General features: G+C 67.4%; 12 protein-coding genes. 7 read left to right on the forward strand and 5 right to left on the reverse strand.

What is annotated here, in order from left to right; genetic code table 11:
• Positions 1–94: 94 nt before the first annotated feature.
• Positions 95–1,135, forward strand: coding sequence for an L-glyceraldehyde 3-phosphate reductase (mgrA, locus tag UC32_RS02365; protein ID WP_045729616.1), 1,041 nt, complete (start codon positions 95–97; stop codon positions 1,133–1,135).
• Between the two features lie 160 nt (positions 1,136–1,295).
• The gene (locus UC32_RS02370) at positions 1,296–2,381 is read left to right on the forward strand and encodes an inositol-3-phosphate synthase (RefSeq protein ID WP_045729617.1); all 1,086 of its coding nucleotides are present in this window, start codon (positions 1,296–1,298) and stop codon (positions 2,379–2,381) included.
• Positions 2,382–2,458: 77 nt separating this feature from the next.
• Here UC32_RS02370 and UC32_RS02375 read toward each other — a convergent pair whose 3' ends face one another.
• Positions 2,459–3,085, reverse strand: coding sequence for a MerR family transcriptional regulator (locus UC32_RS02375; RefSeq protein ID WP_045729618.1), 627 nt, complete (start codon positions 3,083–3,085; stop codon positions 2,459–2,461).
• 79 nt (positions 3,086–3,164) lie between these two features.
• On the opposite strand from UC32_RS02375, the gene UC32_RS02380 reads away from it, so the two are divergent.
• Complete coding sequence (locus tag UC32_RS02380; RefSeq protein WP_045729619.1) at positions 3,165–3,686, forward strand: DUF2306 domain-containing protein; 522 nt, start codon at positions 3,165–3,167, stop codon at positions 3,684–3,686.
• A 15-nt stretch (positions 3,687–3,701) separates the two neighbouring features.
• On the opposite strand, the gene UC32_RS02385 is transcribed toward UC32_RS02380, so the two are convergent.
• The 4 genes from UC32_RS02385 to UC32_RS02400 all read right to left on the reverse strand — a co-directional run bounded on the left by UC32_RS02385 (position 3,702) and on the right by UC32_RS02400 (position 8,508).
• On the reverse strand, positions 3,702–4,031 hold the full coding sequence (locus tag UC32_RS02385; RefSeq protein ID WP_235423565.1) for a hypothetical protein: 330 nt from the start codon (positions 4,029–4,031) through the stop codon (positions 3,702–3,704).
• Positions 4,032–4,079: 48 nt separating this feature from the next.
• Positions 4,080–5,756 (reverse strand): formate--tetrahydrofolate ligase, encoded by a 1,677-nt coding sequence (locus UC32_RS02390; RefSeq protein WP_045729620.1) that lies wholly within the window; start codon positions 5,754–5,756, stop codon positions 4,080–4,082.
• A gap of 4 nt (positions 5,757–5,760) precedes the next feature.
• Positions 5,761–7,023 carry a D-inositol-3-phosphate glycosyltransferase gene (gene mshA / locus UC32_RS02395; RefSeq protein ID WP_045729621.1) on the reverse strand — a complete coding sequence of 421 codons (1,263 nt, stop codon included), beginning with the start codon at positions 7,021–7,023 and terminating at the stop codon, positions 5,761–5,763.
• An 87-nt stretch (positions 7,024–7,110) separates the two neighbouring features.
• Entirely contained in the window at positions 7,111–8,508 is a 1,398-nt protein-coding gene (locus UC32_RS02400; protein ID WP_045729622.1) for a family 4 glycosyl hydrolase, read from the reverse strand.
• A gap of 70 nt (positions 8,509–8,578) precedes the next feature.
• Here UC32_RS02400 and UC32_RS02405 point away from each other — a divergent pair, with 70 nt between their 5' ends.
• The 4 genes from UC32_RS02405 to tsaB all read left to right on the forward strand — a co-directional run bounded on the left by UC32_RS02405 (position 8,579) and on the right by tsaB (position 12,324).
• Entirely contained in the window at positions 8,579–9,670 is a 1,092-nt protein-coding gene (locus tag UC32_RS02405) for a carbohydrate kinase family protein (protein WP_045729868.1), read from the forward strand.
• 106 nt (positions 9,671–9,776) lie between these two features.
• A complete protein-coding gene (gene alr / locus UC32_RS02410) occupies positions 9,777–11,009 on the forward strand; it encodes an alanine racemase (protein ID WP_045729623.1) in 1,233 nt (410 codons plus the stop codon).
• Entirely contained in the window at positions 11,006–11,659 is a 654-nt protein-coding gene (tsaE, locus tag UC32_RS02415; RefSeq protein ID WP_045729624.1) for a tRNA (adenosine(37)-N6)-threonylcarbamoyltransferase complex ATPase subunit type 1 TsaE, read from the forward strand. The genes alr and tsaE overlap by 4 nt, the downstream gene beginning before the upstream one ends.
• Positions 11,653–12,324, forward strand: coding sequence for a tRNA (adenosine(37)-N6)-threonylcarbamoyltransferase complex dimerization subunit type 1 TsaB (gene tsaB / locus UC32_RS02420; RefSeq protein WP_045729625.1), 672 nt, complete (start codon positions 11,653–11,655; stop codon positions 12,322–12,324). Before tsaE ends, tsaB begins: the two co-directional genes overlap by 7 nt.
• Positions 12,325–12,372 lie beyond the last annotated feature (48 nt).

The raw sequence follows: 12,372 nt of genomic DNA on the forward strand, positions 1-12,372 counted from the left end.
TGTTGCGTTACGCCGCGGGCTGGCGTTGTCAGCCCGCGGCGTAACTTTTCCCCAGCCGTCTGTTGTGCCCGTCACAGCTGGCAGGATGGAACCCATGACTTATTCAGCGGCGGAAGACCGCTACGAATCCATGCCCTACCGCCGTGTCGGCAAAAGCGGCCTGAAGCTCCCGGCGATTTCCCTGGGCCTCTGGCATAACTTCGGTGACGACAAGCGGTTCGACGAACAGCGCGCCATCCTGCGCCGGGCCTTCGACCTTGGCGTGAACCACTTCGACCTCGCCAACAACTACGGCCCGCCGGACGGATCCGCGGAGACCAACTTCGGCCGGCACCTCAAGGACGACTTCAAGCCGTACCGCGACGAGCTGGTCATCTCCACGAAGGCGGGCTACTACATGTGGCCTGGCCCCTACGGCGAGTGGGGCTCACGGAAGTACCTGCTTTCCAGCCTGGACCAGTCGCTGGAGCGCATGGGACTGGACTACGTGGACATCTTCTACAGCCACCGGCCGGACCCGGAAACCCCGCTGGAAGAAACCATGGGCGCCCTCGACCACGCGGTCCGCTCGGGCAAGGCGCTCTACGCGGGCATCTCCTCCTACACCCCGGAGCAGACCATCGAAGCTGCCCGCATCCTCAAGGACCTCGGCACGCCGCTGCTCATCCACCAGCCCAGCTACTCCATGCTCAACCGCTGGACCGAGAACGGCACCCCCAACCTCTACGAGGCGCTCGACCAGGTGGGGGCAGGATCCATCGCTTTCTCCCCGCTGGCACAGGGCATGCTCACCGACCGCTACCTCCACGGCATCCCGGACGATTCCCGCGCAGCGAAGGCCAGGTTCCTGTCCGAGGACGCCATTACGGATGAGAAGCTCGCCCGCATCCTGGGCCTGAAAGCCATCGCCGAAGGCCGCGGCCAGACGCTCGCCCAGATGGCCATCGCCTGGATCCTCAGGGACCAGCCGAAGGGCTCCCCGGTAACCTCCGCGCTGGTGGGAGCCTCCAGCGTGCGCCAGCTGGAGGACACGCTCTCCGCCGTCAACAACCTCGGATTCAGCGCTGACGAACTGACCGCCATCGATGAATTCGCTGTCGAATCGGACATCAACCTATGGAAACAGACTGTCTGACGAGAGCCCTTTTCTTACGCAGCGGGACCGGCGGAACAGTAGCCGGTCCCGCTGTGTTGGGTACTATGAATAGGCGCCGCGCGGCGCTGTCCCAGCCGGCCGCCGTCGCAATTTCCCCGACGCACTACCAGGCCGGCTGACGTTTGTCCTAAGGAGTTCCGTGTCTTCACATCCGATCCGTGTCGCAATCGTCGGCGTAGGAAACTGCGCCGCGTCGCTGGTGCAGGGCGTCCAGTACTACAAGGATGCCGACCCCGAGGCGACTATCCCGGGCCTCATGCACGTTGAGTTCGGCCAGTACCACGTGGGCGATGTCCAGTTCGTGGCCGCGTTCGACGTCGACGGCAAGAAGGTGGGCAACGACCTCGCCGATGCCATCCTCGCCAGCGAAAACAACACCATCAAGATTGCCGACGTTCCGCCCACCGGTGTGACGGTCCAGCGCGGCCACACCCTGGACGGCCTCGGCAAGTACTACCTCGAGACCATCGAGGAATCCACAGAAGAGCCCGTTGACGTGGTTCAGGCCCTCAAGGACGCCGACGTTGACGTCATGGTCTGCTACCTGCCCGTCGGCTCCCAGTCCGCTGCCGAGTTCTACGCCCAGGCCGCCATTGACGCCGGCGTTGCCTTCGTTAACGCCCTTCCCGTGTTCATCGCCGGCACCAAGGAATGGGCGGACAAGTTCACCGCCGCCGGTGTGCCGATCGTGGGCGACGACATCAAGAGCCAGATCGGTGCCACCATCACGCACCGCGTCATGGCCAAGCTGTTCGAGGACCGCGGCGTCACCCTGGACCGCACGTACCAGCTGAACGTTGGCGGCAACATGGACTTCAAGAACATGCTGGAACGCGACCGCCTCGAGTCCAAGAAGATCTCGAAGACCCAGGCTGTCACTTCCAACGTCGAGGCTGAGCTTGCTGCCAAGGACGTCCACATTGGCCCGTCCGACTACGTCCAGTGGCTTGACGACCGCAAGTGGGCCTTCGTCCGCCTGGAAGGCCGCAACTTCGGTGACGCCCCCGTGTCGCTGGAGTACAAGCTGGAAGTCTGGGACTCGCCCAACTCAGCCGGCGTGATCATCGACGCCATCCGCGCCGCCAAGATCGGCCTGGACCGCGGCATCGGCGGCCCGCTGCTCTCCGCCTCGAGCTACTTCATGAAGTCTCCGCCGGAGCAGTTCAACGACGACCTCGCCCGTGAAAAGGTCGAGGCCTTCATCCGCGGCGACCTGGAGCGCTAAGCACCTACCCGTTGCCCTATCACTTTTAGTCCCTAACATCCGTGTTTAGGGACCAAAAGTGATAGGGCAACGCGCGTTTAAGGGGGCATCTGCCGGTCGTCCAGGCGGCGGATGGCGTGGCTGGCCTGTGCGAGGGCCAGGAGCTTAAGCATCAGCTCCGAATGCATGTGCATTCCAACAGCGGCGGTCAGGATGACGCTGTCAGTGTCCTTCCCCTCGGTTGTCGCTGCCAGGTCAAACCCGGCGATGGAGTCCACCGCGCTGCTGTACTGATCCAGCAGGTCCGGCGGCAGTCCGATACCCAGCCCCTCCATGAGGGAGATGTGCCGGTTGAGCGCGTCGCGGGCGTCGCTGTCCACGTCGGGCCAGTTCCGCAGGCGTACGACGGCGTCTGCCGCGGACGTGCGCGCAACCTCGCCACCTTCTGTTCCAAGCTTCAGGACCACGCGCTGGACGTGGGCCAGCAACGTCAGGTGCGGAACGCCGTCGTCCGCCAACACCAAGATGCTGCGGATCTGCTCGATAGGAAGCTGCACAATCTGGCGCAGCGCCCGGATCAGGTTCAGCCGCTTCACATGCCTGTCGGAATAGCTGGCGCGGGTTGCGTGCACGGACTCCCCGGGTGGCAGGAGCCCCTCGCGCAGGTAGTACTTGATGCTGGCCGGGGATGTCCCGGTGGCATCGCTCAACTCCTTCAGCTGCATGCCGCCTCCGATAAGGTAGCGGACCGACGGTCCACTATCTTGATGTACTTCTACTGGATAGTGGCTCTATCTTAGAGCTATGGAGCAATGGAATGTCTTACTGGTCAGCCACGTTGTTGCGGCACTCTTTGTCCTGGCGATCGGACCCGTGCAGATCCTCCGGCGGCGGCGCGACCGCGTTCACCGCACCATGGGCTACTTGTGGGTGACCGCCATGTACTACGTGTGCTTCAGCAGTTTCTGGATCGTCAGAGACGGGCATTTCAGTTGGCTCCACGGGCTGTCCGCGTTCACCATCGTCACCGTCACCCTCGGGCTGGTCAGCGCGGTGCGGCGTAATATCCCTGCCCATTGGGGCAACATGATTGGCAGCTACATTGGCATCGCTATTGCTTTCGGGTTTGCTGTAGGGGTTCCTGGGCGCAGCATCCCGAGGCTGCTCCTGGCCGATCCCGGAACCGCCGTCTTTGTTGCAGCGCTGGTGATGCTGACCGTGGGTGCCGTGTACGTCTCACTTCTCCGAGGCGCCGATCGGCGGGTAAACCCTCAGTTGCCCCATCAGATAACGTCCCTAAACTCCCGGGTTAGCAACCACAAGTGATAGCGCAACTGCCGATCAGGAGTCGCGGAAGGCGGCCCGGACCCGGCGGACTGCCCACCGGAAATCCTGGACCAGGTCGTCAGCGTTGAACTTGAAGTAGTTCCAGTTGGCCGCTCGGAAGCATTCGTCCCGGTAGTTGTCCCTGGACTGCTGTTCCCTCGTAAGGTGGTGGCCGCCGTCGTACTGGATTGCGATCCGCTGCTGGCGGTAGCCCAAGTTCGACGCGGGGGAGTGCGGATCGTCCGGGGCGATTCGGACCTGCAGTTCCGGCTCTGGAAGGCCAGCCTCGACGAGCGCCAGGCGCAGGAAAGTCTCAGGTGCCGAGTCCGCACCGGCACGGATCATTTCGACGGCGTCGCGGGCCTTGACGAGGCAACCGGGGGAGGGGCGGGGTTAGGTGAGTCCCACCGGGTTGCCGTCGGGGTCCACGTCCATGCGGAGCGCGGCCGGGACGGCGGGGAGACCCGGCATGGTCATCACCGCGCCGGTCAGCGCCACGATGAAGCCGGCGCCGGTCTTGGGCAGAAGCTCGCGGACGTGGATGGTGAAGCCCTTGGGTGCGCCGAGCCGGGTGGCGTCGTCGGTGAAGGAGTACTGGGTCTTGGCCATGCACACCGGAAGCCCGCCCCAGCCGTTGCGCTCAATATCGGCCAGCCGTTTCAGGGCCGGGACGGAGAAGTCCACGCCGTCGGCCCCGTAGATCTCCTGAGCGATGGTGCGGATCTTGTCCTCCACAGAGAGCTCCAGGGGGTACAGGTGTCGAAACCGGCCGGGCGCCTCCAGAGCGCGGGCCACCAGCGCGGCGAGCTCGTCCCCGCCGTCACCGCCGCCGCCCCGGCCCCACACATCGGCCACGGCAGCTGGAACACCTTCCGCGGCACACCACGCCAGCAGCCAGTCCAGTTCCTCGGCCGTATCAGTGGCAAACCTGTTGATGGCCACCACAGGCGTCACACCGAACTTCTCCACGTTGTGCACGTGCCGGCGCAGGTTTTCAACGCCGGCCTCCAGCGCTGCCACGTCCGGCCGGGTCAGCTGGTCCTTGGCTACGCCACCCTGCATTTTCAGTGCGCGCACGGTGGCCACCACCACGACGGCGGACGGGGCCAGCCCGCCAATCCGCGCCTTGATGTCCATGAACTTTTCGGCACCCAGGTCGGCCCCGAAACCGGCCTCGGTGACCACGATGTCCGCCAGCCGCCGTGCGGTCTGGGTGGCGATGAGGGAGTTGCAGCCGTGGGCGATGTTGGCGAACGGGCCGCCGTGGACCAGCGCGGGTGTGCCGGCGATGGTCTGCACCAGGTTGGGTTTTATTGCTTCCTTGAGCAGCAGGGCCAGCGCTCCCTGTACTCCCAGGTCCGCCACCGTCACCGGGCTGCGTTCATAGGTGTATCCGAAGGTGATCCTGCCCAGGCGCTCGCGGAGGTCGGCCAGGTCCGTGGCCAGGCAGAATACGGCCATGATCTCGGAAGCCACGGTAATGTCGAACCCGTCCTGCCGCGGTACGCCCTGCGCCGGCCCGCCGAGGCCGATCACCACCTCCCGCAGGGCCCGGTCATTCATGTCCAGGACGCGTTTGAACGTCATGCGCCGCGGATCGATGTTCAAGGCGTTGCCCTGGTAGATGTGGTTGTCCACCAGTGCCATCAGGGCGTTGTTGGCAGAGGTAATGGCGTGGAAATCGCCGGTGAAATGCAGGTTGATCTCGTCCATTGGCAGCACCTGCGAGGAGCCTCCGCCGGTGGCGCCGCCCTTCATCCCCAGGACCGGGCCCAGCGAGGGCTCACGCAGGGCGATCATCACTTTGTGGCCCGCCCGCGCCAGGGAATCAGCCAGCCCCACGGTGGTGGTGGACTTTCCTTCCCCGGCCGGCGTGGGGGACATGGCCGAGACCAGCACCAGCTTGCCGTGCGGGGGCGGTGCGTCCAGGCGGGCGGGATCGATCTTGGCTTTGTAACGCCCGTACTGTTCCAGCGCTGCGGCGTTCACCCCTGCGGCAGCGGCAATGTCTTCGATGGGCCTGATGCGTGCTGCCCGTGCTATCTCGAGGTCGCTGGGAACGCCGGTCATGGCGTCAGGTTACAGGAACGGCCGGCACAAGGTGGCCCACGTGCCGGTCGACGGCGGCGTGGTAGCTTTCGAGCGTGATGGCGGCCGTGCGGGACCAGCCGGAGTTCTGGGCGCGGATTGCGGCGGCCCGGCCCATGTCTTCCCGCGTGCCGGGATCGTCGTAGAGGGCCTCGAAGGCGTCCGCCCAGTCTGCCGCGTGGTGGCCGTCCACCAGCAGCCCGGTCCGGCCGTGGAAGATGGCGCGGGAGAGTCCGCCCACCCGGGTGGCCACCACCGGGGTGCCGCAGGCCTGGGCTTCCAGGGCCACCAGGCCGAAGGATTCGCTGAAGGATGGCATCACCACGACGTCGGCCGCGCGGAACCAGGCCGCAAGCTCAGGCGCCGTGACGGGCGGAAGCTGCGTGACGACGTCGTCCATCTCCGCGTCTGCCACGAGCTTGCGAAGGTTGAACTCCTTGTTGCCGCTGAGCTCGCCCAGGACGGTGAGCCGCAGATCGATGTCCGGACGCCGCTGCCGCAGCAGGGCAGCGGCCTTGATCAGCACCTGGGGGCCTTTGAGCCGCTGGATCCGGCCGGCGAACAGGAGATGGAACGTCCCCGGATCGATCCCGTGGTCCTTGCGCGCTTTGGTCCGGAAAGCCGGGGTGAAGGTGGCCAGGTCCACGCCCGGGGGAGCGATGTCGATCCGGTCGTAGTCCGCACCGTAATGCGACACGAGCTCTGCGGCCTCGGAGCTGGTGTTGGCGATCAGGCGTGCCGCGCCGTCCACGATGTGGTGCTCGCCCACCTCGCGCCGCCTCGGCTCGGGCTGTTCGCCGGATTCGAGCAGGAGGTTCTTGACCTTGGCCATGGTGTGCATGGTGTGGACCAGCGGCACGCCCCACAGTTCTGAGAGCTCCAACCCGGCGATGCCGGACACCCAGTAGTGCGAATGGATCACGTCATAGCGGCCGTGCGGCTGGCGGCGGCGGATCTGTTCGATCTCCTCGACCATGCTGTGCAGCAGGCCCGGCAGTTCTTCCTTGGGAATCTTCTTCGGCGGTCCGGCCAGGACGTTGTGCACGCAGACGCCGGGGTCCGGATGTTCGACGGCGGGCTGGCCGGCCGAGGTGGCACGCGTGAAGATCTCGACTTCGACGCCGGCCTCGGCCAGGGCAGAGGCCAGTTCACGGATGTAGACGTTCATGCCACCGGCATCGCCGGAACCCGGCTGTTCCATGGGCGAGGTGTGGAGTGACAGCAGGGCCACCCTGCGGATCAATGCCAAGGGACCTCCTTCCGGCCGCCGGCGCGTGTTTCGGGCGCACCTTTTCCGGGTAGCCGGTCGGTGCGCGCTCGGTAAAACATTACTCCTTCAGGCAACCGGAGCCGCAGCCGCCCCGTCACCGCGCCACAATGCCCGCAGTTCCGGAAATGCTTCCTCATAGCCGGACAGGAGCCGGCCGGCCAGTTCCTCCGATTCCACCAGCGGATGCTGCGCGAAGGCAGCAAGGGCGGCGCCCCGGTCGCCGGCAGTGGCAGCCTGGACCGTGAGCCGCTCCACCTCTTTTACCTGCCGCAGCAACCGGAGCTGTGGCGCGGGGGGAGCCTGCTGCGGAAGCGGCAGCGCGCCGTCGGCCGTCACCCTGCAGGGAAGTTCGACGACGGCGTCCGCGGGCAGTCCCGGAATGGCCGGTTCGTGGGTTCTTGGGTCCAAGGCGTTGCGGGTGTTCAGGATCAGCTGCGTCCCGCCGGCCCCGGAGAGCGCCCGCATGGCGGCGAGCGCCACGCGTTCGTACCCGCCGCCGGCGAGGTCGTCTTCGTCCCGTTGCGCGCCTTCCGGGCGTGCCTCGGCCAGGTAGCCCTCCTCGCGGGAGCGGCGGGCTGCATCCCACAAACCGAATGCGTCCTTCCCGGCGCCCGTGAGGCGTGGATAGAGGTCCTGCTGCTGTTCGTGGATGCTCTCGCCGCGGGTCTGGCGCATTGACTGCATGGCAAGCCGGGCGGCGTCGCGCCGGTAGTAGTAGTACAGGTACTCGTTGGGCAGCATGCCGAGCCTTGCCAGGAACGGCTGGTCGAACAGCCGGCCCTCCTCGAAGGAGGCCAGGGCGGCGGGATCGGCCAGGAGCCCCGGCAGCAGGTTACGGCCGCCGGACTCCAGCCGGTACAGCCAGCCCAGGTGGTTCAGCCCGAAGTAGCCCACGCCGTCGAGCCTTCCCTCCGGCAGGTTAGCTCCTGCGGCGTGTGCTGCGCGCTGTACCAGGGCGCCTGCGGAGTCGCAGATGCCCACCACCCTGTTCCCCAGCACGGGAACGAGGGCCTCGGTGACCATGCCTGCCGGGTTGGTGAAGTTGATCAGGCGGGCTCCGGGGCAGTGCCTGGCCATCAGGCCGGCCAGGTGCACCATGTGCGGAATGGTCCGCAGCGCATAGGAGATACCGCCCGCGCCCGTGGTTTCCTGCCCCAGCAGCCCCAAATCCTGGGCCACCTTCTCGTCCGCGATCCGCCCGGCTGTTCCGCCCGGACGGATGGCAGCAAACACCATGTCCGTTCCGGGAAGGGCGTGGGCCAGATCGGTGGTGGCCCGGACCGTAAGCCGGGGGCCGGGGCCGGCCGGCATGCTGTGCAGCACGGTGGTGACGGCCGCCAGGCGGGCGGGATCGACGTCGTACAGCACCAGTTCGGTGACCAGCCCGGCAAAGCGGCCCGAAACCAGCGCCCGGTAGATGAGCGGCACCCGGAAACCCCCGCCGCCGGCAATCAGAAGCCGCATACCCAGCAGTCTAGGGTGGGCCCGGGCGCTGCTCTACCGGATGTCCGTGGCAGGGCGTAGTGTGCCGGACATGGACGCGATGCCGGCACGCCCTTTTGATCCGCTGGCCTCGGTCCGGAAACACTCCGGGCCCGGGTTCGATCTCCTCCTGGCCGGAACCGTCTTCCAGGACATCATTTTCACCGGGCTGCCGCACGGCCCTGAACCGGGTACGGAAATCTGGAGCGACGGCATGGGCAGCTGCCCGGGCGGGGTGGCGAACCAGGCCATCGCCGCCGCCCGGCTGGGGCTGCGGACCGGCCTGGCCGCGGTCTTCGGCGACGACGGCTACGGGGACTTCAACTGGAAGATCCTCGCCGGCCAAGAACGCGTGGACCTGAGCCTGTCCCGCCGGGTGGAGGGGTGGCACTCGCCGGTGACGGTGTCGCTGTGCGTAGAGAAGGACCGGTCCATGATCACCCACGGGCATGCCGCCCCGGTCACATCCTCTGAGCTCATCGGCGAGCCGCCGCCCACCCTTGCCGGCATCGCGGAGGTGGGCCTGGAAGTGGAACCCTGGGCACGCGCCGCCCACGGTGCCGGCGTCAAGCTCTTCGGTGACGTGGGCTGGGACCCCACCGGCGAATGGGCGCCGGTCCGGCTGGAAAACCTGCAGTACTTCCACGCGTTCCTGCCCAACCAGCGTGAGGCCATGGCGTTGACCGGGAAGGACAACGCCTGGTCTGCCCTGTACGCGCTCGCGGACCGGGTCCCCGTGGCCGTGGTGACCCTGGGGCCCCAGGGGGCGCTCGCTGTCGATTCGGAAACGGGGGAGGAGGAGTGGGTACCGTCCCTGCCCGTCAAGGCGCTCGACCCCACCGGAGCAGGCGACTGCTTTGACGCCGCGTTTATTGTGGGCACGCTGGCCGGCTGGCCGCTGGGCAACCGGCTGAGGTTCGCCAACCTGTGCGCCTCCTTGGCGGTGCAGGAAGTGGGCGGCTCGCTGGCTGCCCCCGGTTGGGGGGACATTGCCGACTGGTGGAAGCGCGCCAACGCCCGGCCGGAGCGCCAAATGAGCCAGTGGCTGCGCCGCTTCGGGTTCCTGGAAGAGATCATCCAGGACGTCCCGCAGGCTGCCCAGCGCAGGGCCTCAGCCACCATCGCCCACCTCTCGGACGCCTGAGCAGCTGCTACGAACAGTCCCTGGCGCTTCAACAGTGCCGTCCGGCATTCCGCGGCGCCGGGCGTCCGATTATTCGGCCGCAGGCACCCCTACTAGAATCACTACCGTGACTTACCCCGCCCCAACCGGTGAAATCAGCGCTGCCTCAGTGAACGATCCCCACTACGAGCGATCTGCCGTGATCGACCTGGACGCCATTCGGCACAATGTCCGCCGGCTCGCGGCCGCTGCCTCACCGGCCAAGGTCATGGCCGTGGTCAAGGCCGACGCCTACGGTCACGGTGCCGTCCCGGTTGCCCGGGCCGCGCTGGAGGCCGGCGCCGCCTGGTTGGGAGTGGCGCACATCTCCGAGGCGCTCGCCCTGCGGGCTGCCGGGATCGACGCGCCGCTGCTGGCATGGCTGCACACCACGGACAGCAACTTCGGCGCGGCAGTGGCGGCCGGCGTCGACATTGGCTGCTCAGGGTGGGAACTCGAACGGATTGTTGCCGCAGCCCGCGAACAGGAACGCCCGGCGAGGATCCACCTCAAGGTGGATACCGGGCTGGGCCGCAACGGTGCCACGCTTGAGTATTGGGACACCCTGGTGGGCGAAGCGATGGAATACCAGGACCAGGGCCTGCTCCGGGTAGTGGGCATCTTCTCCCACCTCGCTGTCGCCGACGAACCCGAACGCCCCGAAACCGACCACCAGCTGGCAGCCTTCCGCGACGCGATTGCGGTGGCCGAGGACGCCGGGGTGGATGCCGAAGTCCGGCACCTGGCCAACACCCCCGCCACCCTGTCCCGGCCGGACACCCACTTCGACCTTGTGCGCGTGGGCCTGGGCGTCTACGGGCTTTCGCCCTTCGACGGGCAGACCTCCGCGGAACTCGGCCTGCGGCCGGCGATGGCGCTGCGGACCAAAGTTTCCCAGTGCAAAGCCGTCCCCGCCGGGCAGGGAGTTTCGTACGGGCTCCATTACCGGACTGCCGGTGCCAGCACCCTGGGCCTGATCCCGCTGGGCTACGCCGACGGCATCCCCCGGGTTGCCACGGGCGGCCCGGTCCGGGTGGCCGGAACCACCTACCCGGTGGTGGGCCGCATCGCCATGGACCAGATGGTCATCGATCTCGGCCCGGGCGTCCAGGCGGCTGTTTTGCTGGGTGCCGAGGCTGAGCTTTTCGGCAGCGGTGCCGACGGCGGTCCCACGGCTGATGACTGGGCGCGCGCCGCCGGGACCATCAACTATGAGATCGTCACCCGGATCAGTCCGCGCGTGCCGCGCCGCTTCATCAACGAACAGGACACATCCGGCGGCGGAAATGCGTCTGCCGCCGGCAAGGAGGGGGCCCTGTGAGCGCCGCGAACCACACGCCCGGCCAGCCGGCGGAGGCCAACTGGGAAAAGATTTATACGGCCACGACGGCGGACCAGACCCATGCGCTTGGCACTGGGCTGGCGCAGATCCTGGACGCCGGGGACCTGGTGGTGCTCTCCGGTGAGCTGGGTGCGGGGAAGACCACGCTGACTCAGGGGCTTGGGGAGGGACTGGGAGTGCGCTCCGGCATCATTTCCCCCACCTTCGTGCTGGTCCGCATCCACCCCAACCTCCCTGACGGTCCCCGCCCCGGCGGACCGGACCTCGTCCACGTGGACGCCTACCGCCTCGGATCCGCGGCTGAAGTGGACGACATCGACCTTGAGAACACCATGGACACTTCCGTGACAGTGGTGGAGTGGGGCCACGACCGGGTGGAACACCTGAGCGAGAACCGGCTGGAGATCGACCTGCACCGTGCCATTGGCCTTGGCGGCGGGTTCGGCCGTGGGTCCGTTGCCACCGGGACAGGTGATGCTTCGAACGCCGGACCGGACGGCGCACCCGAAAGCCTTGATTTCGATACGGACGACACCGACGAGCCACGCACCATCGTGATGCGCGGATACGGCCCACGGTGGGCGGACGCCCCGGAACTGGACGCGGCAGGGGGGATCAACCAATGCTGATCCTCGCCATCGACACCTCGGCCGTGGCCAGCGCAGCCCTGGTCTCCGATGATGCCCCGGAAGGCGTCGTTGCCAACTTCTCCACCGAAGACACCCGCAGCCACGCCGAGGTGCTGGCCCCGGGCATCGCCGGAATGCTGGCCGACGCCGGCGTCGCGGGCGAAGACATCGACGCCCTGGTGGTGGGCGTGGGACCGGGCCCGTTCACCGGCCTGCGGTCCGGCATCGCCACCGCACGCACCCTGGCCTTCGTCTGGGGCAAGCCCCTGCACGGCCTGATGAGCCTCGATGCGGTAGCCCTGGAGGTCGCCGAATCGACGGCGGCTTCCCCCGAGTTCCTGGTGGTTACCGACGCGCGCCGCAAGGAGGTGTACTGGGCCCGCTACAGCCTGGCGGAAGGTCAGTTGCCGGTGCTCGAAGACGGGCCGCATGTCGGTTTCGCCGCGGACCTGCCGGACCTGCCGTCCTACGGTGCAGGCGCCGGACTGTACGCGGACGCCCTCCGGGCGGACCCCGAGTTCGCCGGTGAGCAGCCGGACGCCCTGTACCTGGGGCAGTTTGCCCTGGCCAGGCTGGCTTCCGGCGCGGGGCTCCTGGACTCCACGCCCCTGTACCTTCGGGAATCCGACGCCCAGGTTCCGGGGCCGCGGAAGAGGGCACTGTGAGCGCCGCCGGGCCGGATGGGATTCCGGAGACCCGGCCCGGCTCCCGGG

Origin of the sequence: Pseudarthrobacter chlorophenolicus (assembly GCF_000962805.1) — a bacterium.
In the GTDB taxonomy this organism is placed as follows: Bacteria; Actinomycetota; Actinomycetes; order Actinomycetales; family Micrococcaceae; genus Arthrobacter; species Arthrobacter chlorophenolicus_A.

Excerpts from the sequence above, each read along its gene's own strand:
- mgrA (WP_045729616.1), top strand. The coding sequence starts at position 95 with ATGACTTATTCAGCGGCGGAAGACCGCTACGAATCCATGCCCTACCGC.
- UC32_RS02375 (WP_045729618.1), bottom strand. The coding sequence starts at position 3,085 with ATGCAGCTGAAGGAGTTGAGCGATGCCACCGGGACATCCCCGGCCAGC.
- UC32_RS02380 (WP_045729619.1), top strand. The coding sequence starts at position 3,165 with ATGGAGCAATGGAATGTCTTACTGGTCAGCCACGTTGTTGCGGCACTC.
- UC32_RS02385 (WP_235423565.1), bottom strand. The coding sequence starts at position 4,031 with ATGATCCGTGCCGGTGCGGACTCGGCACCTGAGACTTTCCTGCGCCTG.
- UC32_RS02390 (WP_045729620.1), bottom strand. The coding sequence starts at position 5,756 with ATGACCGGCGTTCCCAGCGACCTCGAGATAGCACGGGCAGCACGCATC.
- UC32_RS02400 (WP_045729622.1), bottom strand. The coding sequence starts at position 8,508 with ATGCGGCTTCTGATTGCCGGCGGCGGGGGTTTCCGGGTGCCGCTCATC.
- UC32_RS02405 (WP_045729868.1), top strand. The coding sequence starts at position 8,579 with ATGGACGCGATGCCGGCACGCCCTTTTGATCCGCTGGCCTCGGTCCGG.
- tsaB (WP_045729625.1), top strand. The coding sequence starts at position 11,653 with ATGCTGATCCTCGCCATCGACACCTCGGCCGTGGCCAGCGCAGCCCTG.